Source organism: Thalassotalea loyana (genome assembly GCF_030161435.1).
Taxonomy (GTDB): domain Bacteria; phylum Pseudomonadota; class Gammaproteobacteria; order Enterobacterales; family Alteromonadaceae; genus Thalassotalea_G; species Thalassotalea_G loyana.
This window is the reverse complement of sequence record NZ_BSSV01000007.1, coordinates 40,105-64,052: the sequence shown is the minus strand read 5'-3', so window position 1 is coordinate 64,052 and position 23,948 is coordinate 40,105. Positions and strand designations below refer to the sequence as shown.

Annotated in this window: 21 protein-coding genes; 1 reads left to right on the top strand and 20 read right to left on the bottom strand. The window is 35.8% G+C overall.

What is annotated here, in order from left to right; all coding sequences use genetic code 11:
* Positions 1–320: 320 nt before the first annotated feature.
* Positions 321–1,220 carry a UTP--glucose-1-phosphate uridylyltransferase GalU gene (gene galU, locus QQK05_RS14670; protein ID WP_284299909.1) on the bottom strand — a complete coding sequence of 300 codons (900 nt, stop codon included), beginning with the start codon at positions 1,218–1,220 and terminating at the stop codon, positions 321–323.
* Positions 1,221–1,367: 147 nt separating this feature from the next.
* On the opposite strand from galU, the gene QQK05_RS14665 reads away from it, so the two are divergent.
* A complete protein-coding gene (locus QQK05_RS14665; RefSeq protein ID WP_284299906.1) occupies positions 1,368–2,027 on the top strand; it encodes a cyclase family protein in 660 nt (219 codons plus the stop codon).
* Between the two features lie 29 nt (positions 2,028–2,056).
* On the opposite strand, the gene rfbB is transcribed toward QQK05_RS14665, so the two are convergent.
* The 19 genes from rfbB to QQK05_RS14570 all read right to left on the bottom strand — a co-directional run bounded on the left by rfbB (position 2,057) and on the right by QQK05_RS14570 (position 23,780).
* Positions 2,057–3,160 (bottom strand): dTDP-glucose 4,6-dehydratase, encoded by a 1,104-nt coding sequence (rfbB, locus tag QQK05_RS14660; protein WP_284299904.1) that lies wholly within the window; start codon positions 3,158–3,160, stop codon positions 2,057–2,059.
* Entirely contained in the window at positions 3,157–4,032 is an 876-nt protein-coding gene (gene rfbD, locus QQK05_RS14655; RefSeq protein WP_284299902.1) for a dTDP-4-dehydrorhamnose reductase, read from the bottom strand. The genes rfbB and rfbD overlap by 4 nt, the downstream gene beginning before the upstream one ends.
* A 9-nt stretch (positions 4,033–4,041) precedes the next feature.
* Positions 4,042–4,587, bottom strand: coding sequence for a dTDP-4-dehydrorhamnose 3,5-epimerase (gene rfbC / locus QQK05_RS14650; protein WP_284299900.1), 546 nt, complete (start codon positions 4,585–4,587; stop codon positions 4,042–4,044).
* 161 nt (positions 4,588–4,748) lie between these two features.
* Positions 4,749–5,627, bottom strand: coding sequence for a glucose-1-phosphate thymidylyltransferase RfbA (gene rfbA, locus QQK05_RS14645; protein ID WP_284299898.1), 879 nt, complete (start codon positions 5,625–5,627; stop codon positions 4,749–4,751).
* Between the two features lie 5 nt (positions 5,628–5,632).
* On the bottom strand, positions 5,633–6,484 hold the full coding sequence (locus tag QQK05_RS14640) for a polysaccharide deacetylase family protein (protein WP_284299896.1): 852 nt from the start codon (positions 6,482–6,484) through the stop codon (positions 5,633–5,635).
* On the bottom strand, positions 6,484–7,248 hold the full coding sequence (locus QQK05_RS14635; RefSeq protein ID WP_284299894.1) for a formyltransferase family protein: 765 nt from the start codon (positions 7,246–7,248) through the stop codon (positions 6,484–6,486). The genes QQK05_RS14640 and QQK05_RS14635 overlap by 1 nt, the downstream gene beginning before the upstream one ends.
* The gene (locus QQK05_RS14630; protein WP_284299892.1) at positions 7,245–8,345 is read right to left on the bottom strand and encodes a DUF1972 domain-containing protein; all 1,101 of its coding nucleotides are present in this window, start codon (positions 8,343–8,345) and stop codon (positions 7,245–7,247) included. Before QQK05_RS14630 ends, QQK05_RS14635 begins: the two co-directional genes overlap by 4 nt.
* An 18-nt stretch (positions 8,346–8,363) precedes the next feature.
* A complete protein-coding gene (locus QQK05_RS14625) occupies positions 8,364–9,851 on the bottom strand; it encodes an O-antigen ligase family protein (RefSeq protein ID WP_284299890.1) in 1,488 nt (495 codons plus the stop codon).
* Positions 9,842–10,780, bottom strand: coding sequence for a polysialyltransferase family glycosyltransferase (locus QQK05_RS14620; protein ID WP_284299888.1), 939 nt, complete (start codon positions 10,778–10,780; stop codon positions 9,842–9,844). Before QQK05_RS14620 ends, QQK05_RS14625 begins: the two co-directional genes overlap by 10 nt.
* Positions 10,780–12,000, bottom strand: coding sequence for a hypothetical protein (locus QQK05_RS14615; protein ID WP_284299886.1), 1,221 nt, complete (start codon positions 11,998–12,000; stop codon positions 10,780–10,782). The genes QQK05_RS14620 and QQK05_RS14615 overlap by 1 nt, the downstream gene beginning before the upstream one ends.
* A gap of 8 nt (positions 12,001–12,008) precedes the next feature.
* Positions 12,009–13,373 (bottom strand): glycosyltransferase, encoded by a 1,365-nt coding sequence (locus QQK05_RS14610; RefSeq protein ID WP_284299885.1) that lies wholly within the window; start codon positions 13,371–13,373, stop codon positions 12,009–12,011.
* A complete protein-coding gene (locus QQK05_RS14605; RefSeq protein WP_284299882.1) occupies positions 13,363–13,959 on the bottom strand; it encodes an acyltransferase in 597 nt (198 codons plus the stop codon). The genes QQK05_RS14610 and QQK05_RS14605 overlap by 11 nt, the downstream gene beginning before the upstream one ends.
* On the bottom strand, positions 13,959–15,668 hold the full coding sequence (locus tag QQK05_RS14600) for an N-acetylneuraminate synthase family protein (RefSeq protein WP_284299880.1): 1,710 nt from the start codon (positions 15,666–15,668) through the stop codon (positions 13,959–13,961). Before QQK05_RS14600 ends, QQK05_RS14605 begins: the two co-directional genes overlap by 1 nt.
* A complete protein-coding gene (locus QQK05_RS14595) occupies positions 15,665–16,210 on the bottom strand; it encodes an acyltransferase (RefSeq protein ID WP_284299878.1) in 546 nt (181 codons plus the stop codon). Before QQK05_RS14595 ends, QQK05_RS14600 begins: the two co-directional genes overlap by 4 nt.
* Before the next feature lie 14 nt (positions 16,211–16,224).
* The gene (wecA, locus tag QQK05_RS14590) at positions 16,225–17,271 is read right to left on the bottom strand and encodes a UDP-N-acetylglucosamine--undecaprenyl-phosphate N-acetylglucosaminephosphotransferase (protein WP_284299876.1); all 1,047 of its coding nucleotides are present in this window, start codon (positions 17,269–17,271) and stop codon (positions 16,225–16,227) included.
* Positions 17,272–18,303 (bottom strand): Wzz/FepE/Etk N-terminal domain-containing protein, encoded by a 1,032-nt coding sequence (locus QQK05_RS14585; protein WP_284299874.1) that lies wholly within the window; start codon positions 18,301–18,303, stop codon positions 17,272–17,274. It abuts the gene before it with no gap.
* Between the two features lie 362 nt (positions 18,304–18,665).
* Complete coding sequence (locus tag QQK05_RS14580) at positions 18,666–19,694, bottom strand: NAD-dependent epimerase/dehydratase family protein (protein WP_284299871.1); 1,029 nt, start codon at positions 19,692–19,694, stop codon at positions 18,666–18,668.
* Between the two features lie 67 nt (positions 19,695–19,761).
* Positions 19,762–21,042: a Vi polysaccharide biosynthesis UDP-N-acetylglucosamine C-6 dehydrogenase TviB gene (gene tviB / locus QQK05_RS14575; protein WP_284299870.1), complete on the bottom strand. Its 1,281-nt coding sequence runs from the start codon at positions 21,040–21,042 to the stop codon at positions 19,762–19,764.
* 20 nt (positions 21,043–21,062) lie between these two features.
* Positions 21,063–23,780, bottom strand: a complete 2,718-nt coding sequence (locus tag QQK05_RS14570; protein ID WP_284299869.1) for a polysaccharide biosynthesis/export family protein — start codon at positions 23,778–23,780, stop codon at positions 21,063–21,065.
* Between the last annotated feature and the right edge of the window lie 168 nt (positions 23,781–23,948).

The window sequence follows — 23,948 nt, the reverse complement described above, 5'->3', positions numbered from 1 at the left end:
TTATTGAAAACTAATAACTAAGTGAGAATATGACATTTTTATTAAAATAAACTTTGCATTATTGGTAGTCCTCTACTAATTTTATTCTTGCTGAGGACAGCGAAATCGCAGGAAGCGAATCGGGATACGTTAAGGATAACGTGCTATGGCAAGGAGCTATGGTTAAAACAGGGAATGTTAGTGAGCAAGGAAGGTCACCTCTGTTTTATCCCCCCTCACTCTTTATTACTTTAAGAGAAAACTTCATCTTAAAGGGTTATTCTAATCAACAAAAAAGCAACACAAAAAATGGTGCTGCTTTCTTAAGTAGGGCTGAAACCCTATAGGTCTAATTCTTTTAGATATTCCTTAAACTCTTCGGCTAATTTAGGGTGACGCAAAGCATATTCAACATTGGCTTTCATATAGCCAAGCTTAGAGCCACAGTCGTGGGCCTTACCACTCATATGAAAAGCTTCCACCATCTCTAACTTCATTAAACTTGCAATAGCATCAGTTAGTTGAATTTCACCACCTGCGCCTGGAGGCGTGAATTCAAGTAAATCCCAAATCTTCTCGGTAAGTACGTAGCGTCCCACAACGGCAAGATTTGATGGAGCCTCGTCAACCGGTGGTTTTTCAACAATAGCAGTCATAGGTCGTGACTTTCCTGGCACCAGCTCCTCACCACCACAATCAACAACACCGTAGTTACTCACTTGCTCCATTGGCACTGGCTCAACCATAATTTGACTGTAACCACCAACTTCCTTATATCGCTTAAGCATAGCCGCAAGATTTTCTGACTTCAAATTAGCACAAGCATCGTCTAATACGACGTCCGGCAAAACGACCGCAAATGGGTTATCACCAATAATTGGACGAGCCTTTAAAACTGCATGGCCTAAACCTTTTGCCTCGCCTTGGCGAACATGTAAAATCGTAACATCTTTTGGTGAGATAGCTTGAATCTCTTCCAACAATTGGCGCTTCACGCGTTTTTCAAGTGTTGTTTCTAACTCAAATGACTTATCAAAATGGTTTTCAATCGCATTCTTTGATGAATGAGTAACAAGCACTATTTCGGTAATGCCCGCATCAATACACTCATTAACGATATATTGTATCAATGGCTTATCAACGATTGGCAGCATTTCTTTTGGAATAGCTTTCGTTGCTGGCAGCATTCGGGTACCTAACCCTGCGACGGGGATCACTGCCTTTTTGATTTTATTAACCATACTCATCCTTTAAAAAACAATTTGTTTTCATTGTATTGGTTGTTTTTTACGATGTCATGAGGTTTATAGATGAAAATTATTCACATAAGCTCTATTTCCAAGGTAAAATCTATTTAAGTACAAAAGCTAGTCTAATATTAATTAAATATGGCATTAATAGACATAACAGTAGAAACAAGTCAGAGCACGTTTAGATATCGCGAAAGTTGGGGAAATAAAATCTCGACTATAAGTTCAACTAAAAATAGAGACAACAGTACAGTTCACAGGTTAGACCTTTGCAGTCACTCATGCACATACATTGAGACCTCTCGCCATAAATTAGATAATAATATAAATTTGGATGATATAAAATTAGACAGATTTCATACTGAAGTTCTCGTGTTTCATTTGCCACCAGATGATAAGAACTGCATTACTTTAGAAAATTTTAAAAAAGTATGTAGTGTTTCAGAAATAGACATCAAGAAGGGATGTTCAATTTTGATAAACTCTGGCTGGACTTTTGAGAGTGCAAATCATGCGAATTATTTGAGCGGTGCACCATATTTTGAGAATGAATTAACAACATACCTTGCTTCACTGGAGCTCAATATACTAGCAGTTGATACGCCGATAATTGACAACCAAAAAAAACCATATAATGCTGTCGCAGGGTTGTTCGATTCAAGCCCTTCAACCCTCTTACTGGCTCCAATTTCTCTAGATAAAAGTGTTAAGTTTAATAGAAAAGTGCTTTTAACGTGCTTTCCATTAAAAATTAAAAATATATGCGCAAGTCCATGTAGGGCTGTTATTCATTCATAAAAAAACGGTGCCAAGCACCGTTTTTTTTATTATTGTTTATATTGTTTTGTCACCCAATCCTGGTAACTTCCGTCCATCACACTTCGCCACCAGCTTTCGTTATTTAAATACCATTGAACAGTTTTTTTGATACCCGTTTCAAAAGACTCTCTAGGCTCATATCCTAATTCATTATTAGTTTTATTTGCATCAATTGCGTAACGGCGATCATGTCCTGGCCTATCCTTAACATAAGTAATTAAAGATTCAGTATCTTTTTCGATAGCCGCTTTAGCTTCTGGAAACCTTTCTGCTAGCTCAGCATTAGAACTAAACTCTTGTTCAACTAGGTGGCAAATTGATTTAACGATATCGATGTTAGCCCATTCATTGTTACCACCAATATTATAATTTTCACCAAGGCGACCTTTTTTCAATACCAAGTCAATGCCATATGCATGATCTTCAACATATAACCAATCTCTGATCTGTTGGCCATCACCATAAATAGGTAGTTGCTTGTTATGTAAAATATTAGTGATCACCAATGGAATTAACTTTTCAGGGAAATGCAACGGACCATAGTTATTTGAGCAATTACTTGTGGTGACATTTAATCCAAATGTATGATGATACGCTCTAACTAAATGATCACTCGCCGCTTTTGACGCTGAATAAGGAGAATTAGGTGCATACGCTGTCTCTTCAGTAAAAGCAGGATCAGTTGCTGAGAGCGTCCCGTAGACTTCATCCGTTGATACATGATGGAAACGATGACCTTCTTTTACATTATCGCCATCTAACCAAACCTTTTTACTTGCTTTAAGTAAAGAATAGGTACCAATAATATTAGTTTCTATAAACGCATCTGGCCCTGTAATTGAACGATCTACATGACTTTCGGCAGCAAAGTGAACAACAGTGTCAATATCATGTTCAATTAATAAAGTTTCGACTAGTTCTTGATCACAAATATCACCTTTAACAAAAGTTAAATTAGCATTTGATAATTCTGACTCTAAATTTGCCATATTTCCGGCATATGTTAATGCATCTAATACGATGACCTTATCGTTGGCATAATGCCCTAACCAATAGTGAACGAAGTTTGCGCCAATAAAGCCAGCTCCGCCTGTAACTAAAATTTTATTCATAATTGATTCTCTTTATATTCAAGCATCATGCGTCGTAATTGATGACGCCAATGTAAAAACTCAACATCACTAAATGCTTTCATTGTCGCTTTTTTACAAAGTACACTGTAATGAGGTCGTTTAGCTGGAGTTGGGTACTCTTGAGTTGAAATTGGCTTTATTTTTATAGCATTAGGTAAAAGCGCTAACTCTAACGCAATATCTTGAATTTCAACGGCAAAGTCGTACCAACTTGCTACACCTAAATCTGTATAGTGGAAAGTGCCACACACTTTATTTAATGCTGCGTTTAAGCAGGCCTTAGCTAATCCTTTTGCATTAGTTGGCGAGCCTATTTGATCTGAAATAATGCCCAGTTCAGGTTTCGAGGCCATTAAAGACAACATCGTTTTAACAAAATTGCCACCATGAGTGGAATAAACCCAAGAAGTCCGAATAATGCAGTGCTGCTCTGGCAATAACTTTTTAATCGCCTGCTCGCCTTTAAGCTTGCTTTCGCCATAAACACTTATGGGGTTGGTTGAGTCATCACTCTTATACGGCGTGTTATTTTGACCGTCATAGACAAAATCTGTCGAGACATGGATTAAGCGAATATTTTGCAAGGCACAAAAGGCTGCTATTTCCTGGACCGCTAAAAAATTAATATTAAAGGCCAGTGACGGCTCTGATTCAGCTTTATCTACTGCGGTATAAGCTGCCGCGTTAATGATAACGTCAGGAGAGACACTTTCTAAGATAGGCTTAATACCATTAACATTTGCTAAGTCAAGCGCATCCCTACCCAGAAAAACATACTCATTAGTGGACTCAACCAACTTAGACAGTTCATATGAAAGCTGCCCTGATTTACCAATTACTAGTATTTTCATGAAGTAACTCTAAAATGTGGGTGCTGCAGCTAAAGAGAGACCAACCTTATCTTTTTCAGATAACAATGGTTCTTGTTCGTCTTTAAGTGGCCACTCAATAGCAAGATTTTTATCGTTCCAGAGTAAAGAAACTTCTGACTGAGGGTGATAGTAGTCCGTGCATTTGTATACGAATTCAGCACTATCACTCTTTACGTAAAAGCCATGAGCAAAACCTGCAGGAACCCATAATTGGCGTTTATTTTCAGCAGATAACTCAAGGCCTACATGTTGACCAAAAGTACTTGAGTCTTTTCTCATATCGACAGCTACATCATAAACCTCACCAGAGGTTACTCGAACGAGCTTTCCTTGAGTTTGCTCTAGCTGATAGTGTAACCCTCTCAAAATACCGTGGGATGATTTACTATGGTTATCTTGCACAAAATTAACGTTGGCAATATTCTCTTTAAACCAAGATTCACGAAATGTTTCAAGAAAAAAACCTCTGTCGTCACCAAAAACCTGAGGTTCAATAATTTTTACATCAGCAATCGCTGTATCGATTATTTTCATTTTTATACGTTATTCCCAAATATCTTAATTGAGAAACTCCAAACATTTTTATCGCTGTCGAAAGGTTAATTAAAATTGATCATTCGACAAGACCAAAACTAGCCCCCCCTTCCGGAAGAGCCTGAGGCGAGATTCGGAATCTCAAACCCCACCTAAGAAACCTAAAAGACTCGTTCATCTATAAGACGAAGTAAATATTCACCATAACCACTTTTCCTTAAAGGCTCCGCTATTTCTCGTAGTTTATCTTCAGTTAGCCAACCGTTTCGAAAAGCAACTTCTTCAGGACAATTGACTTTAAGCCCTTGTCGTTTATCGATAGTCGAAATAAAGTGTGCAGCAGCAAGTAAATCATCATGAGTACCAGTATCTAGCCATGCTGTACCGCGCCCCATAATTTCAACTTTTAGTTCACCAAGCTTTAGATACTGTTCAATTACGTCGGTTATTTCTAATTCACCACGAGCTGACGGTTTAACTTGCTTTGCAATCTCAACAACTCGTGAGTCGAAAAAGTATAAACCTGGGATCGCATAATTTGATTTAGGAATTTGTGGCTTTTCTTCAATACTTATCGCATTGCCGTTTGAATCAAACTCTACAACACCATATGCTCGAGGGTTGGAAACATGATAGCCAAACACCGTACCACCTGAAGACTGTTGATTAGCTGCTTGAAGCGACTTAACGAGATCATGACCATAAAACAAGTTATCACCAAGCACTAAAGCTGCAGCTGCGCCATCTAAAAACTCTTCTGCCAAAATAAATGCTTGAGCTAAACCATCAGGGCTTGGCTGAACTTTATAACTGATTTCAATGCCAAAGCTAGAGCCATCTCCCAACAAATCCTCAAAACGATGAATTTCGCTAGGTGTTGCTATTATTAATACTTCTTTAATACCAGCCTGCATGAGTGTTGCAAGTGGATAATAAACCATCGGTTTATCATAAACCGGCATCAATTGTTTACTTACTACTTTAGTTAGCGGATACAAGCGAGTACCGCTTCCTCCAGCTAGGATAATTCCTTTTCTCATATTACTTACCTTAACTTGAGTCTTGGTGCAATAGCCCAATCAACATTATTCGTTGCTGACTCTAACGATATAAATTGATTGTCATCTAACATACTTTCCAGCTTATTTAAACAGCCAGATATGCCCACATAACTCTTAAATCGCCTGCTGAGGCTAAGCCCCTCTAGTACAGGCTGATTTACATCGAAATCTCTTGGATGAAAGTATGTCATTACATAAGTTGAATTGCGAAACCAGTTTTTCAATAATGCTTTAGGGAGTAGACGGAAATAGCCGCCACCAGAATAAATAAAGTCTTTACCAAAAATGTTCTTAGAGTTTATAGGAAAAAGTTTTAATTCGTCCTTCCCAACAATGCCTACACTAGGTCCTTTTATTTCGATGTTTGGCAGCCCACCGTGTGCGCGACTTGCAGGAAATATACTGCAGTCTATTTCGATTCCATTTTTTACTAAAATATCAAATGCCCATAAATTTTCTTCAACTATTGAAAAACCTGGTGCCCTATAACAATTTATAGGTTTACTTGTTAACTCTTCCAAAGCACCAATAGAGCGTCTAAGATCATCTTCAAATTCCCGAGGAGATTGCTTATATGCTAATTGGTGTGCATAAGAATGAGTCCCTATATGATGCCCTGATTTATCAATTTTTTTGACTATATCTGGATACTTATCAGCCACCCATCCCAAGATAAAAAATGTCGCTCTTAAGTTACGTTTCTCTAGCGTATGAAGTATTACCTCTACACTGTTATGAATTCTAGATTCAAATTTAACCCAATCATTAATAGACTCAGTTGAAGGGTTATCTAAAAGGTGAAACCAGTCTTCAATGTCGAACGTTAATATTTTCATTAATAAAACTTTGCTCCAACTTTATTAAACTCTTTTACATCTTCTGAAGTTGGAAACCCGTAGTAAGATTTATATTCGTCATCGTTAGACTTTAATTCAACAGTCCCATTTTCGATTGCGCATACAGATTCGTAGATAGCTTCCATTCCTAATTTTTTACTATCCTTGATAAGCTGCTCTTGAGTTAGGCCTTTTAACGAAAACTTTTTCTGAACTAGAATCGGCCCACTGTCTATCCCTTCATCAACATAAAAAACAGAAACCCCAGAAAACTCCTCTTTGTTTTTAAGTACCCAAAAACTAGGCATTAACCCTCTATATTTAGGTAGAAGTGCAGTGTGTAAATTTAAGCACCCTTTCGGAGCCAAATTAATAAGAGGAAGTTTAAATATCTCATTTCCAGCAATAGAAATCAGTAGATCAGGTTTAAGCGAATTAATACGCTCTAGCGATTCTTTTGAATTTATTGACTTTAACAACTCCACCTCAGGGATATCATATTTTTTTAACACTCTTTTAACTTTCTTATTAGGATTTATCTTTGAAAGGACAAATTTAAGAGCATAACGAATGAAAAACCGTAAACCAAAAATTCTAGCCGTCTTTGATGCCTTTTGAATAAAACTTTCTTTTTTGCCAAATGGGGAAACTTTAGACACTACACATCCAACTACTTCATGCTGCCCGTCAATTAAACTAAACAAATAATCTAAGTTTTCTGCCAAGTAAAAAGGGTCATCTTGAGTAATAATAACTATCTTCATTTATTTACAATCCTTTCAAAGACTTCAAGATAAGCCTCACCTATCGTCTCCCAAGTATAAATTTCTTCAATTTTTTGTTTGTTTTTGATATTGAACAAATCAAATTCGTTTTTTACTTTTAGAAAGCTTTCTCTAATTCTTTTTATATCTTCATGGGTAACAAAAAAGAAAGATTCATTATTTAAAACGGCTCGATTAAATTTGTTATCGTTTGCGACAATATTAGCACTTGCAGCCATAGCCTCTAGTAGAGATGGGTTAGTACCTCCGACAGTGTGCCCGTGAAAATATAAACGACAATATTGTCTCATGGAATCTAAGATTTGTTTATCGAAAATACCACCAACGAAATAAATTCGTTTATCATTATATTTCTCCATCAGATACTTGCCGTAGGTAGTTTGGTAATTACCAACTACAAGTAATACAGTTTCGCAATCGGACTGGATTACCCCTTCTAAAATAACCTCAATACTATTTTCAGGCTCTAATCTGGCAATTACCAAATCGAACTCAGTCGATGAATCCACATAGCCTACATAAAGATCTTTAGAGAGCGCTCCGACTGGCTCACAACCATAAGCAATAAGTTCAGTTTCAACATTAAATTCTTCCAGATAATAATCAGCAATACCTTCATTATCGCTTATCATCGTCCCACTATGCTTAACGGCAAGCTTTTCTGCAACCTTTGTTAGCCTTTTTACCGTTGGTGACCACTTATCTCTTTTCCATTCAAGTCCATCCATATTCGTAACAATCTTCTTTCGCTCTTCTTTTGGGATAGTAAGAAAAGAAATAGATGCGCTTTGATATCCAAGTTCTAAATATATATCGCACTCCTGTTTGTATGCATCTTTCAAACACAGATAGTCATATAAAAAATTGGCAGCGGCACCAATTTTGGACTCAGGATTATACTTTTTAATAATCTTTACACCATTAAACTCTGAGTCGTTATAAAAGTGATCATGTGGATTATAGCAAATTACTTCATGTCCTTTTTCTACCCATTGTTGACTTACGATTTCCGCAAATTGTTCAAAGCCTCCATACCTATTTGGAATGCCACGGGTACCTATTATTGCAATTTTCAAGCAACCTCCTACTCAGTACTATTCTTTTAAAAACTGGAAGTGGTTCCGTATAGTAACCACATAAGCAAGTATCAAAAATACAGAAACCATAGCGAAAACTTGATGTTTACTATTATTCGCATTAGTAATGCTTGATACCGACATTGTAAATAAAGCTATCCTGTAAGGGTTAATGGCTCCTTTAATACGACTAAAAATCACATAAATGACCTGCTTTATATACAACAGATAAATAATTAAAAAGCCTGTTACTCCATACAAGCAAATGAAATTCAAGTAATCATTGTGAGGGTCTAATAAAACCTTGAATGGCACACCATATTCAGCTTTAAGGTAGTTCCAATTGGAAGAACCTATTCCAAAGACCCAATTATCAAGAGCCATATATATGGTGCTTTTCCAAATCGCTATTCTTGTAATGATTGAGCTATTACTTTCGTCAATTTTAATTCCCTTTGTCCCATAACCGCTTTCAATAACTAATCTAAAAGATTCAAACAGTTCCCCCACATAGTCAAATATCCACAATAAATCAAAAACGTAAAGCAATGAGATTAAAATTAAGAGTAATATAAGAAAGTACATTGTGATTGTTTGAGCGCTTTTTCGAATCAAAAAATATAATGCTGTTAATCCTAGACCCAACGAAAGAATTGCTCCCCGAACTCCTGTCATGAAAATTAAACAAAGAAGTAAAAATAGTACAAATATAAAAAGAGGGTTCTGATATTCTCTCACTTTCCTAATACTTAAAAAATAAACAAATAATACAGCTAAAAAATTACCAAAAACATTATTTGCAAAATTACCACTTTTCAACTCTCCAAAAATTGAATCACCACCCAAAAATGTGGAAGCAAATGCTTCAGCAGCCAATAATGGTATTGAATAAGCTATTCCGTTTACAAAAGATTTTTCATTTTCAATATCAAATAACTCATTTGCAAACAATAGAGCAAAGAACAAATATCGAAAATGAAATGCCCCATTTAATATATATAAGAAATCAGAATTCTTTATTATTGCCAATACACTATTAATTGTCAGACTAACCAACAATAAAAAACAAGCTAATTTAAGGGCTTTAAATTGTGAGCTTATATATAATTTTTTTTGAAAGGGTAATAAAAATCGAGCACATATATTAATCAAAAAATATAAATCTATATGCGAAACAAATGCAAATGATGCGTTACCTCTTTCACCCACATGAGTCAAGTAGAAGCCAGGAAAAATAGAATTTATCGCATTTGGGACGGTTAAAATAACAAATGGCAAAATCAACCAAAACCACTTAATTGACCTTAAACTTAATAACGTCAATAAAAAAAAGTAAGATAAAGAAGCTATTGTTATTAATCGTTGATATCTGAATTCTATTAAACTATTAAATTCATAGGAGTTTATTAAATAACTACCGCTACACAAAACGACCAATACAAAATAAAAAGACACACAAGAAACTAACCAAACTATATCAATCCTTGTTTTATAATTTAATTCCACTCTATTAGGCCCATTCGATCGAATTGAATTTTCATTTGAGGGTTATAATGTTTACCAAGATACCTTTGCAGGCCAAAATAGCAAACGTTCACTTCAGGTATAAGGATTTTTAAGGTTACGAGAGAAGATGATGCTACTGCGAAAACACTTTGGATTGGAAAATCTTGGATAATGACTTCTATTGGTGACTTATTATCAATTAATGAAACTTTGCCTTTAAAACTAACATTCAATATCTGATAAAACAAATCATTTTCTATAGCTAATCTAGGGTGTGGTTTATAGTATATTGGGCCTTCTGTAATATTTCTTTTGACAACTTCAATTAAACTGTCCGCTGAAATAACTTGTTGGTTTCTATGCCCTAAAATCAATACTCCTGTTCCTATATTTTTTGTAACTGGTGTAACATCTATATATTTCAACGCTCTATACTTACAGGTAACACCATCAATATAACTATGCACAGTATCTATATCCACGAATGGAGATATTACACTTCCGCTAAATAATCTATATTTGGCTCCAATAACGTAACTAGCCAACTTTTTAACTAGATTATCCTTACAATACTTATTTACTGTGAAATCATTGAACAATAAATTCCCGTCTGGAAAGACATTCAATGTATTTAGGAAGTTATTGTCGAGGAGTTCATGAAAGACTCCTTGAGAAAATACGTTTAAACTATGAGCAATGAAAAGATTAACTTTACCTATCGACTTTAAATAATTTTTAACTTTAAGCCACTTAAAAAGTAATCTATATATAGGGCCATCTAAAATAAACACATGTTCGAAAAATTCATTGTATTCATCACATTGATATCTGGAAATGATAACTACATTTTGTAAACGTTGAGTAGTAATAACATTCACTGCATGAACAACCTGAGCTTGTGTAAAAGCTATGAAAACATTTGTTACCACTAGTGAGCCTCAAATTGTTTAAAAATATATTTTGAAAATAAATAAACACCACATGAAAAGCAGCTAACAACTACGAAAGACAGTTCATATATAGTTAGAGTATCAGTTAAATTATGAACGATAAATACTATTGAAAAATATAAAAGCATTATGCTCATTAACATTAATAAATATACTCTCCCACCAAACATAAAGTTACTCACAACACTCAAAGGGAACATAAACGAGAGAGGAATCAGCAATAAGGATTGAGCCAAAAAGATACCGGACGTGTTGGCATAGCTAGGAAAGCTATTAATAAACCAATTACTAGAAAGAACAGAAAAAAATAAAAAAACCAAAACGAAGCACCCAGATATGCCTATAATTACTTGTTTTCTAATAACTAAAATATTTGCATTCCAGTTTTTCATAGAAGTATTCACTGATAAAGCTCTAAATCCAATGGTATTAAGAATACTAAGCAACATAATAACGCCTTTAACAAGCATCAAAGAAAAAGCAACATTACCAGCTAAAATTTCCCCGTAAAAACTATTGATGTAAAATCTATCGATTGTAATTATAACCTCAAAGGTAACACCTGCGAGCATTAATGGAAAACCAGCAATAGCAAGCTTTTTAGTCTTATTTATAAAAACTAGGCAATACCTTTTTACCTTTAAGTGATTTGTTTTTTTTAACAAAAATTTCGCATCTTTTTTGTATGAAATATTTATTAATGCGCCACAAATAGAAGAAAAAATAAGAAGCCTTAAGAAATCAAATGGATCCTTTGAATGCATAACGAGAACTGGGCTAAATGCTAGTATAAGTCCATTTACCACATATAGATTCCCTAAGGACTTGAATGAGCCCACACCTCGAAAAAACACCCGATTCAAACTAAATAACAACAGAGCACTTGTTCCACCAATATAGAATGAAATATCTCTAATTGGAGTGCTCGAAGCTTCACTGAACAATAAGCTTACAATACATATAACAATGAAAGTATTTTGCAAAACTTGATAGACATCGAAATACCTTGCATTAAATCTTACGACTTTTTGACCGAGCCCCTCATTAACCCCAAAATTACATAGAATTAAGTAGCTGAAAGTAGTGTGCATTAAAGCCACAGGAGCCCAATCAGATGCTCCGACAAAGAGTGCACATAAAGAAGTAGCGGCTAATACCGAAGCTGCATTAAACAACCTAAAGAAAGTAAAAGTAAACAATTGTTTATTTAGCTATTAAAAAACAGCTCACCAATCTTAAAATCAAAATTAGTATTAAGTGTAAACGCTGCTTTTTGGTCAAAAGCTACATGACCAATAACACTTCCCCAAATTGAGTTAGATGTAAATAAATTATTTACAGTAAATACATTAAAGCCCTGAACCATTTGGAATAACTCGTCTCTCTCAAGTCTAAGTCCATCTTTTTCAAAGTTTACACCTTTCAAAGTTTTACCATTATGCTTAAAGACAATATCATTAGTTGCACGCACACCAATAACGTTATCAACACCAAATATAGCAGCTATATCTAAGGCGGACTCAATGAGATACTTTTTGTTGAACGGCCTTTCAATTCCAAACAAAACACCGTGAGTTAGTTCCTTAAAAGAGTCATTGTTGGTAATAAAGCCTTTAACTACATCATCAAGTCCTGTGTTTATCATTGCAGTAGAAGCATGGCGACGATCAATTTCCACCACTTCACTATAGAACTCTAATATATGCGTGATTACTCTTTCATCAGGAGTTGAAACTACAATTTTTTCAAAAAGCTGACTTTTTACAACCTCTTCTAGAACAATATCGATTATGTACTTTCCACCCAACGTTTCAAATGGCATCGATCTAGAGTCAAGTTTACTTCCTCTTATAGGTAAAAAAGCAAATGGCCGAATATTAACATCTTTATTCGCAGAAATTTTTTTCAAAATTCCAGATCGAGTAGTTAGAATTTTCTCTTCATTTCCTGTTAAATTACTGCCATGTCTTCGATATTCAAATATAATTTCACTCAAACTTTTTATTTCAAATTTTTCAACAATTCTAAACCAAAGTTCATAACCATCTTGACAACGAAGGTCTTCATCATAGCCACCGACTGAACGTAAATAATCAGTGCGGAACATTGTACATGCGCCATGTGCAGGACAATCCATTAACGTAACATCATTTTCAAAATCATGCCTTTTATAGGAATGAATAAAATTTCTGTGTTCGTCAACAACATCCCAATTACCAAAAACCATAGCTATCTTATCGTCGACAAAACTCTTTACTAGGTTTTCAATTGCGTCAGCCTTAAAGACATCGTCAGCATCTAGCCTTACGATATATTTTCCTTTCGCTAATCGTAAAGCTACATTATTAGTTTTTGTTAAGCCTTGGTTTTTTTGATAGATAACGTTAATTCTTTCATGATCAATATACTGATTAATTACTTCATGTGATTGATCTGTCGAGCCATCATCAATAACAAGTACTTCTATAGCAGGATAGCTTTGCGCCAACACACTTTCGATGGCTTCTTCAATAAACGCACCATAATTATAGTTTGTGATATAAACTGTTACTAAGTTATTGTCATACATCATGTTTAAGCTCTTTTGCTGGAATACCGCCAATAATAGAATTTTTAGTGAAATTTTTGTTAACTACAGAGTTACTCCCCACAACAGTACGACGACCTAGAGTAACAGAAGGAAAAATAACCGCATGTACTCCTATCCATGAGTCTTGATGAATAGTTATTGGCCCATATGTATACCCACTATTAATAATTTCTGTATTTAATTTGTGGTTATGCATACTCGTTTGTAAATATACATAACCAGATATCAAACAATTTTCGCCTATTACTATTTTTTCTCCACCATTTAATACGCTACCTATTCCTATTCTAGTGTTGCGTCCAATGTTGATATCATTTCCATTTGTCGCAATTATTCTTACTAGCCTATCTAGCTTACAATTAGAGCCAATATTCAAACATGTATTCTTTGTTGCCCTTAACTCAACAAAATCACGAACTATTGAATTATCACCAATTACAATCTGACTTCCCTCATCAATAATAAAGGTAATATTCCTTGATAATGTAACAAAGGATCCTATTTTCAGCTTTCCTCGATATTTGATTTTATAGTAAAGTACTCGCAAAAAATTGACTATTGAAGTCATTATGAAAAATCACTCATTGATAAAACTTGGTGTTTTTTTAATGCTTTTGTAGCTACTTTCCCTAATAACTCATCAAAATAGCGAGAAGATATACCATGAGAAGGTCTCAAAATCACTAAATCTTCGTTTCTAATAACTTCACCTTTTTGGATATTTCTACTTGGATAAACAGCTCTTCTAAAACTTTCAACATGACCATTTTCTATTTCGATTGGAACAGGTTTTTTAGTACTATTGCCCTTAAGAACACTAACCATCTTAATATATTCAATGAGTTCTAAAACTTCATCTTTTGTTAATGATACTTTATGATCTCTGAAAACTTTGCCGTCTCTACTATCCGTAAAATGATACTCAAGTACTTGTGCTCCCATAGCAATTGCAACTTTTAATGCGTCAGAACCTTCAGTATGGTCAGAATACCCCATCGTGGTCTCTGTAAGTTCGTGTAGCCTAGTCATTACTCCTAAATTTGCTGAAGCTTTTGGGATAGGGTACATAGACGTACATTGAAGAACAGAAAGGTAATTGGGGTCATTATAAAGTGCATTACAATCTCGAAGATATTTAACACTAGCTAATACTTCTTCTTCAGTCGCTAAACCAGTAGAAAGAATAATAGGCTTTCCGCTATTGGCAACATGTTTCAATAACGGCCATGCCAATAAGTCACCTGAGCCTATCTTATACACAGGATTATAGTCATCTACCCAATCAATCATGTCGATGTCCCAAATAGACGCCATAAATTTCTTACCTGCATCAGTAACTATTTGGGCTAATTCTCTATACTGTTCTTTACTCAACTCAAATTTTTTAAAATGTTTATGCCTATCTGGTGACTCAACAGGATTCACTAACGTATTTCCAGAATATATTTGAAATTTAATGAAATCAGAATCACTATCAATAGCTAATTGAGTTAACTTTTTTGCATAATCAAAATCGCCTTCATGATTACCACCGATCTCAGCGATCAACAACGGTCCGTGCTTTCCCTTAAAATTCATTTTACTCTCACATCTATTAAAAACATCAATTAACTTATCTAAACTTACACTTTTAGCATCAAGACCTTGTTTATCTAGCTCAGAAAGGACATATTGTGCTAAATAAAAATCATATTGTGTATCAATCGCAATTTGTTTGCCTGACGCTTTAGGGTACTCTTCATTACGAATAACTTCATGATTTATGTTTTGGAGGTTTTCATAAAGGTAACTTGTAACATGTTCGAAGTGCCCTGGCGTATTGAACTTTCTATATAACTTTTCAAACTCCTGTACCTTTAAAATCTCAACACTCATACCTTTAGGGAATGTTCTATCTGGTACATTTGTTATTAACACTCGTTCGTTATCAACCAAACTACATGCTTGGCTTAATAATGGTGTATTAACAAATAAATTGTCACCATTAATTCTTATGCCGTAATCTAAGCCATTAGATAAGCAGGCGTCTAAAAACCGCTCTGACACGTTATCTAAACTACCTCTATAAACCTTAACGCCAATTTCATCGGCAAAACTTTCTAATTCATCATCGCTAGAGAGTTGAGAAGTTGCTAGAATAATATGCTTTATTTCTTTGACCGATTTAACAGCTTCTATTATATGGGACAATAAAGGCTTACCGTTTATCAGTCGTAATCCTTTTCCAGGCAACCTCGAAGAAGTAAGCCTTGCCAATATTACAACACCTATATTCACTTTCGTTCGCCTATTTTTCTAGCAGGTACACCACCATAAATGGTATAGGGTTCTAACGTTCCTTTAACTACTGAATTCGCAGCGATAACACACCCTTCAGGAATATACGTTCCTTTTAAAATCACCGCGCCTGTACCTAACCAGACATCGTTTTCAATTACAACTTCGTCTGTTACATTTTCTTGAGCATTCATTAACATACTTCTATCCATTCCATGATCACTGTCTACAATGTAAACATTTGGAGCAATCATACAATCATGGCCAATCGTGATTTTTTTTGATGAAAAAATTATCGTGTTGTATCCAACAGTAGTATTGGCGCCAATTGTAATAGTTGCATCAGGGTTACACGGACAAATACGAGCATTCCCTTTAATGTACGCCCCATCACCAAGAAAAATATTTTTTGGAAAACGCATCAAATAAACAAAAGAATCAAAGTCAGTCGAAGGCCCTGATGCACCAATTTTGCTTTGATAGTAATATTTAGTAATTTTGGATAAAAAGGATTTTTTGTTATTTCTTTTAAACTGAGCCAAACTACTTACCTGTTTTACTTTCTAAAGAAGGTCACAACTTTCCATATGTGTTGCAATGTATATGAATAGCATAAGAATAAAAATAAAAAACCAATAAACATGACTGGTTCGGAAATATTAAAGTACTCACCTAGTATGCCAATCAAAGATAAAGCAATAGCGACACAGGTTATTGCAAATAATGCTTGCCTATCACTTAAACCGACTCTCATAAATATATGATGTAAATGATCACGATCAGGCTTGAAAGGACTCTGTCCCTTCTTCACGCGACGAATAACAATTGCAAGCATGTCCACCAGTGGGATAGCACAAATCCACAGTGCTGTTACTGGTCTAAATGATGCTTGCTCCCCTTGCGTTGCCATTGTCAGTAACCAGACAACAGATAAGCCAATAAACATACTTCCTGCATCACCCATAAAGATTTTTTTCACTTGCTTTGGAAAAACGCAAAGGTTAAAGATAAGATATGGCAACGTAGCAGTTGCTAACATTAATGGGTACGCAACATAACTATTATTGCCAGAAATCAAGAATAACACAGCTATCGACGAAAAAGTGTTAAGACTGAGGCTCCCAACGAGTCCGTCGATACCATCAACCATGTTAAAAGCATTAATGACAGAAACAATTGCAAAATAGGTAAAGAAAATACCGATAGGACCTAAATTAATATTACCTAAGCCAAACAAGTCTCCTAATTCAGAAATATAACCGCCTACACCATAAATCATCAAACTAGCTATAATGATTTGGCCTACTAAACGAATACGAACGCTAATATCGAACTTATCGTCGAGAGCACCAATAAAAACCATCATAGCAGAGGCAATTAAGTACACTCTTAATTCAAGGGTGTTTGGCAGCCAAATAAGGCTTGCAAATAAAACTGCAATAAATATTGAAATACCACCAATCAATGGAATATGACCAGAGTGTGTTTTTCTAGCATTAGGTTTATCAACTAAGCCAAATTCTACTGCAACAGGTTTTAATACTTTAATCGAAAGGTAAGCAAATAAAAACGCAGAGACTGCGGTGATAAATAACAACTCCATTTATTTACTCTCACTTGTTGTTAATTCTTGCTTAGGTTTAGCACTAGACTTTGATTTAGTAAAGTAACGCACTAAAACAAATAAAACTGCTAACATTCCCCCAAACAAAGTGCCTAAAACTACAATTAATGCTCGCTTTGGTTTCGCTTTTTCTTCAGCAACTTGCGCAGGATCAATAGTCTTTAACACATACTCTTCCTTGACTTGCGTTAACATCATATTCTTACTTTGCTCCTCAATTAACTGATAAAACACTGAGTGCATATTAGCAACATTTGTTTCTTCTAACTGTGTTTTTAGGTAGTTGATTGATTCTTGCGCTTCTGCTTGATCTTGTTCTTTTATCGTTTTATTGATTTCTCTTACTAATAATTCTACCCATTGCTTTGCCAAATAGGGTGAATAATGCTCTAGTTCAATAGTGACCATAGACGTTGCTTTGTCTTGGGAAACAGACAAGATTTCAGAGAACTCCATGTACGCTTCCCATAAAGAGGGCTGAGGCTGTTTAGGCGGTTTTACATTACGAACCCAAGTCTTACTGACAAAGTCATATAATTCTCCGTCATAAACTATTGTATTTGATGACATCTCCCAACCTTTTGTTGCCATCAAAGGTACAAGTAAGTTGTATTTTTGGATAAATGATTGAATGAATTTACGAGATTTAATGACTTCAAGCGCTAACGCTGTTTTATCAGTTCCTGTACTGCCTAGATTAATACCTGCTAGACTTGCTAAACCACCAAATTGACCAGCTAAACCAGCTAAACCTCCTACCCCACCTTCTGAACTAACAGGAGCTAAAAGTACAGATGACTTATAGATATTTGGCTGTGAGAGTGCAAATACAATTGAAGCGATAGCAAAGCAAAGTGTGATAAAAATAATGATTAGCTTCCCCGACCAGATAGCTTTCCATAATTCAGCTAGGTCTATTTCATCATCATTTTGCAAAGATAACTGCTTCTGCATTTGAGTAGCAAGATAGGCTTTCATTTCAAAGTCCATTTGAGCCTGTTTTTTATCCATCGGAATTACCACAAAATACGAAAAAATTTACTGCGGACATTATACGGATAAATTTGACTAAATGAACCGTTTTTCCATGTTAAATGAATGAAAGTTACATTAGATATACAAACCTAGAACAATTATCATGCAATTTACGATATTAGATACTAGCGTCGGTATGGCTGCTTTCCACTAATTACAAAGTTATATTACGAATTCGGGATAACTAGGGCTTAGCAAAGTTGAAGGCTTTTAGGAAAAAATAGAGGTGCTCAAATTAAAACTACTGACTAAAAGAAGTACCGAATTCTCCGTTTGGGCTTCCAACTAAGTAAGCCGATTCCCGCTTATGCGGGAACGACATAATACAGCAATTTTAACTATGAGTTTTTCAACGAACTAACATACCAAGGCATTGCCTTAGAAATACCATCCAGGATTATGTATTCCGGCTCATAGCCTAATAACTTTCTGCCTTTTGAAATATCAGCTTGAGAGTGTCTAACATCACCGGCTCTAAATTCACGGTAAATGGCATCCTTTTGATAAGCTATATTGTTTTCAGATAACGCGGACTGAACACAAGAAAATAACGTGTTCAACGTCGTGCGATCACCTACTGCAACGTTATAAACCTTGTTTTTCGCCTCGTCACTCGACATTGCAGCTAGAATATTTGCTTGTACGGCATTTTCTATAAAACAGAAATCACGACTGGTTTCTCCGTCACCATTGATAAAAAGATCTTCATCTTTAATCATAGCTGCTGTCCATTTTGGGATAACAGCAGCGTATGCACCATCTGGGTCTTGGCGTTTACCAAAGACATTAAAATAACGTAAACCGATAGAGCTAAGGCCGTATGTTTTGCCAAAAACATCTGCGTAAAGCTCATTAACGTATTTTGTTACAGCATACGGAGAAAGCGGCTTACCAATATTTTCTTCAACTTTTGGTAATGCAGGATGGTCACCATAAGTTGAACTAGACGCAGCATAAACAAAGGTCTTAACGTTTTCTTCTTTCGCTGCTGTTAGCATATTTAAAAAGCCAGTCACATTGGCACTATTTGAGGTAATAGGGTCAGCGATTGAACGTGGTACACTGCCGAGCGCAGCTTGGTGTAGAATAAAGTCAACACCTGCCACCGCTTTAACACAAGTATCAAAATCGCGAATATCACCTTCAATAAAGCTAAAGTTTTTCCATTGCGTATCACTCACTTGGCTTTGAACTTCATCTAAGTTCTTCTGATAACCTGTCGAAAAGTTATCTAAACCAATAACTTTTTGATTAAGCAATAATAAATGTTCAAGTAAATTTGAACCAATAAAACCAGCACAACCTGTAATTAACCACGTGTGTTGGTTCTCAAGTAGTTGAGATTTAATCTCTTGATAACGTGTCATTTTATCTTCCTAAAAAATAAAGCATTAACCTAAGTTAATGCTTTACCCATTGTTATTCGGTTAAGCCTTATAATCTAATATCAGATGCCGACTGGTCTAGCATATATTTCAGATCATAAATAACATGGTCTGACTTCATCATTTCTTTGATGTTCTCAATGCTCATGGCTTTGAACTCGTTATGCGCAACGGCAAAGATCACAGCATCATATTTACCCATTTCCGGCTTATCGATCAAAGATACCCCATATTCATGCATCGCTTCTTCAGGGTTTACCCATGGGTCATATACATGAGCATTCATTTCGTAATCGGCTAATTCAGTAATTATATCAACGATTTTAGTGTTACGAACATCTGGGCAGTTTTCTTTAAATGTCAGGCCCATTACAAGTACATTGGCACCGTTAATCTGTATGTTCTTCTTAATCATTTCTTTAGTAAGCTGTGAAACAACATACTCACCCATACCATCATTGATTCGACGACCCGCTAAAATAACCTCAGGGTTATAACCAATTGCTTGGGCTTTGTGAGTTAGATAATACGGATCTACACCGATACAGTGTCCACCAACCAAACCGGGACGGAATGGTAAAAAGTTCCACTTTGTTCCTGCAGCTTTAAGCACTTCTTCAGTATCAATACTAAGTTTATTGAAAATCACAGCTAATTCGTTAACTAATGCAATATTCAGATCGCGTTGCGTGTTTTCAATAACTTTAGCAGCCTCTGCGACTTTAATCGAAGACGCTTTGTAGGTACCAGCAGTAATGATTGAAGCGTATACATTATCAATAAACTCGGCAATTTCAGGCGTAGACCCTGAAGTCACTTTTAAGATATTTGTTACACGATGCTCTTTATCACCTGGGTTAATGCGCTCTGGACTATAACCTGCAAAAAAGTCTTGATTAAATGTTAAACCTGACACTTTTTCTACTTCAGGTAAACATACTTCTTCTGTTGCGCCAGGGTAAACGGTTGACTCATAAACAATAATGTCGCCTTTTGATACAACTTTACCTAACATCTGGCTTGCTTTTACAAGCGGCGTTAAATCCGGCTGTTTATGCTCATCAATTGGTGTAGGAACGGTAACAATATAGAAGTTACAAGATTTTAGGTCTTCAACATCGCATGAGTATTCAATGAGAGGCGAACTCGCTAATTCTTCTTGAGAAACTTCTAACGTAAAGTCATTACCTGCCTTTAATTCATCAACACGTTGTTGGTTGATATCAAATCCTACAGTTTTAATTTTTTTGCCAAATTCAACAGCTAGTGGAAGGCCAACATAACCTAAACCAATCACACCGATTTTTAAATCTGATAATGTATATAACATTAAAATTCCTTGAAATATGTTTAAATGCCACTGATAGCTGCTATTGCTACCGCAGTGTTGTAAATAATTTGAGTTGCCGTCGACCATAAAGTCAGATTCGTCATATAGCCGGAATCTAATGGAACAACTATAGTATCCCCTGGCTGCATTTGATCTTCCGCTCTATTTGAAAACCATGATTCTTGACCAACCAACTCAACTGTGCCGTTCGCTTTAACGATATATATTCGATCTTCATCAGCGCGTTTTTTCATCCCGCCACTGCGTTCAATATACTCTACCGCTTCTAAGCTTGGGTCATACATATGAGATGTTGTAACTTGCACTTGTCCTATAACATTGATCGAATCTTTTTTGGTAGGAACATATAGAACATCACCATTTTCTACAGTGACATCATAATTATCTTCTGTTAGGACACGTGGCAACTCGATAACTAGACGGCCTAATGGATCTAAATTCGTTAAATCAGCAAGCAGACTCTGAGCTTCCGCATATGATACTCCTAAGCCATCTTCAGTTAATGATTTTGACGCCATTTCAACACGTAAATCATCAGCAAGCCTTTCCACATTTTCACGCTCAAGCTCTTTGAGTTTCTTTCTAGTAAAAACAGATCCTTCAGCAAATGCATATTCAGTCAAGCCACCAGCTTTTTGAATAATATCAGAGAGCGTTTCTCCTCGTTCAATAGTGTACTTACCAGGAAAAACGAACTCTCCTTTCAACTCAATAATATGATTTTCACTCCACTCAGGGATTTGATGTACATAAATTCGGTCTTTGGAGTTTAATTTATACATGGAGTTGTCGGCATCGTCAAAGGCGCTGGATAGATCAATAGAAAACGATCGTTTTGTCGCCTTTGCATTGTCTAACATACTTCGCGTTATATCCGCTCTATCTAGGTATGCTGATTCCGTCACACCACCGGCCGCAACGATTAAAGACTTAACATTGCCTTTCACTGGAAGTGGGTATATCCCAGGAAACTTTACTTGTCCGTCAACTTCAACTAACTTCAATACTTCACCACCCGAGCTTTGACTTCTCAAGCGATTAATAATGGGTACGAGTAATCTTTGTCGCGAAAACATGCCAAGTTTTCGTACGTCTATTTCTTTTTTGTCTTTTATTTGAGCAATATCGTTAATTGAACTATTTAATACTTCAGTGACGCCCGCATTAGCGCTATTTTCTGGCGCCACGAAGTCACCATCACCGTACTTAGCCCAAAAGTTTTTGTCATTATATTTATGTTTAGCAAGAAGCTTTTCCTTTGCTAATAAAGATTCCTGACTAAACGCAAACTTATCAAGAGTCAGGACTTCACTAGCAAGTTTATCTACATTTGAAAATATAATAACTTTATCACGAGAATGTAATTCTAGGTTTTGCTCACTTACAGTATTAGTTAACGCATCAGCGATAGAAAACTGAAGCACTTCAATTCGCTTTGCTAAGTCAACTTCTCGAACAATTAAGCTATAGTTCAGATCTGCATGGGGCAGTAGGCTCATTTCAACGGATTGGATTAAATCTGTGATTTTGTGCCCTGGCTTCCACTGGTATTTACCTGGGCGCGCTACAGCACCAATTAACATAACAGATTGGCTAAACATATCTGAGTTTTTCATTACTTGGATATGATCACCGTTTTTAACTTTTAACAGACTGTCATTATTATCATTTAAATCAATTGATATAATTGTTTTCAAACTTTTGTGATAACGTTCAACTGGCACAGAATCTTTGTATGCCTGTGCTAACAATCCACCAGATATCTTAATAATATCGTTGAAATTTTCGTTATTCTTAAGTTCATATATTGCAGGACGTCTTACAGCTCCTTCAATTGCGACTTCAGCACCTTTTGCAGGGATAAATAATACGTCTCCAGAGCGAAGCAAAAGGTCATTTGAAGAATCTCCATTAATCAATAAATCATAGATATCAAACTCTCCCACTATTTGCCCTGCTCTCTTTAGTTGAATATTACGAAGAGAGCCTGTGGTGTTAATACCACCAGCCGCAAATAGTGCGTGCGTCATAGAAGATAATGCATTCAAAGTATAAGGGCCTGGTTTGTATGCTTCACCAGCCACAAATACACGGATTGAGCGAAGTTTAGACAAGCTTACTACCGCTTCAACACCTATAACACGCTCTGCTATTTTGGCTTTCAAAAAAGCAGTTAAATCGCTATACGATAATCCAGAAACTTGATATGGACCTAATTCAGGAATTATGATTTTCCCTTCTCTATTAACAACCAGGTCGTAACTGTTACTTTCCTTACCAAATGTCTGAATTTTTATTTCATCACCAACGCCGATGATATAATTATCGGGAACAGAAATCGCCATATTAGGCTCGAACGTCATTGGCTCATTTGCAAAAACATCATAACCAAATGGCTTTAGAGCAGCTTCAACTTCAATGCCATCCTCTGATAACTTTAATTCATCATCATCATAGTTTGATTGCTGGTTTTCAATTTGGCGAGGCTGAACAGGAGTATCTTCAACGACCTCTGTAGTTGAGTTCTGGGCACTAGTGATACTGCTAAGGTCAACACCATATTGCTTGGCTAATGCCTCCTGCTGTGCCTTGGGTAGCTTTCTAAATTGTTCAATTTGAGCTTGGTTGATTTGCGCTGCGAACCCACCCATGGAAGTAAGAGCGAGAGTGACTACGATGGCTTTTTTCGCCAAAGTTCTCATTATTAATTTTCGCAATTGTAATCCCTTTGAAAATACTTAAAGTGCTGTCAGTATGCAGCTGAAACTTATTCTAATCCGCGAGAGTTTATCAACAACCCAAAAGAGATTAAAGAAGTTTAGTAACAAATTGCACTGATTAATTTACACGCAGTCGGTCTTGCAATTGCATATCCTGACCGCAAT

Bases quoted from the DNA above. Each gene is read 5' to 3' on its own strand.
- galU (WP_284299909.1), bottom strand. From the start codon at position 1,220: ATGGTTAATAAAATCAAAAAGGCAGTGATCCCCGTCGCAGGGTTAGGT.
- QQK05_RS14665 (WP_284299906.1), top strand. From the start codon at position 1,368: ATGGCATTAATAGACATAACAGTAGAAACAAGTCAGAGCACGTTTAGA.
- rfbB (WP_284299904.1), bottom strand. From the start codon at position 3,160: ATGAATAAAATTTTAGTTACAGGCGGAGCTGGCTTTATTGGCGCAAAC.
- rfbD (WP_284299902.1), bottom strand. From the start codon at position 4,032: ATGAAAATACTAGTAATTGGTAAATCAGGGCAGCTTTCATATGAACTG.
- rfbC (WP_284299900.1), bottom strand. From the start codon at position 4,587: ATGAAAATAATCGATACAGCGATTGCTGATGTAAAAATTATTGAACCT.
- rfbA (WP_284299898.1), bottom strand. From the start codon at position 5,627: ATGAGAAAAGGAATTATCCTAGCTGGAGGAAGCGGTACTCGCTTGTAT.
- QQK05_RS14640 (WP_284299896.1), bottom strand. From the start codon at position 6,484: ATGAAAATATTAACGTTCGACATTGAAGACTGGTTTCACCTTTTAGAT.
- QQK05_RS14635 (WP_284299894.1), bottom strand. From the start codon at position 7,248: ATGAAGATAGTTATTATTACTCAAGATGACCCTTTTTACTTGGCAGAA.
- QQK05_RS14610 (WP_284299885.1), bottom strand. From the start codon at position 13,373: ATGATGTATGACAATAACTTAGTAACAGTTTATATCACAAACTATAAT.
- QQK05_RS14605 (WP_284299882.1), bottom strand. From the start codon at position 13,959: ATGACTTCAATAGTCAATTTTTTGCGAGTACTTTACTATAAAATCAAA.
- wecA (WP_284299876.1), bottom strand. From the start codon at position 17,271: ATGGAGTTGTTATTTATCACCGCAGTCTCTGCGTTTTTATTTGCTTAC.
- QQK05_RS14585 (WP_284299874.1), bottom strand. From the start codon at position 18,303: ATGGATAAAAAACAGGCTCAAATGGACTTTGAAATGAAAGCCTATCTT.
- QQK05_RS14580 (WP_284299871.1), bottom strand. From the start codon at position 19,694: ATGACACGTTATCAAGAGATTAAATCTCAACTACTTGAGAACCAACAC.
- tviB (WP_284299870.1), bottom strand. From the start codon at position 21,042: ATGTTATATACATTATCAGATTTAAAAATCGGTGTGATTGGTTTAGGT.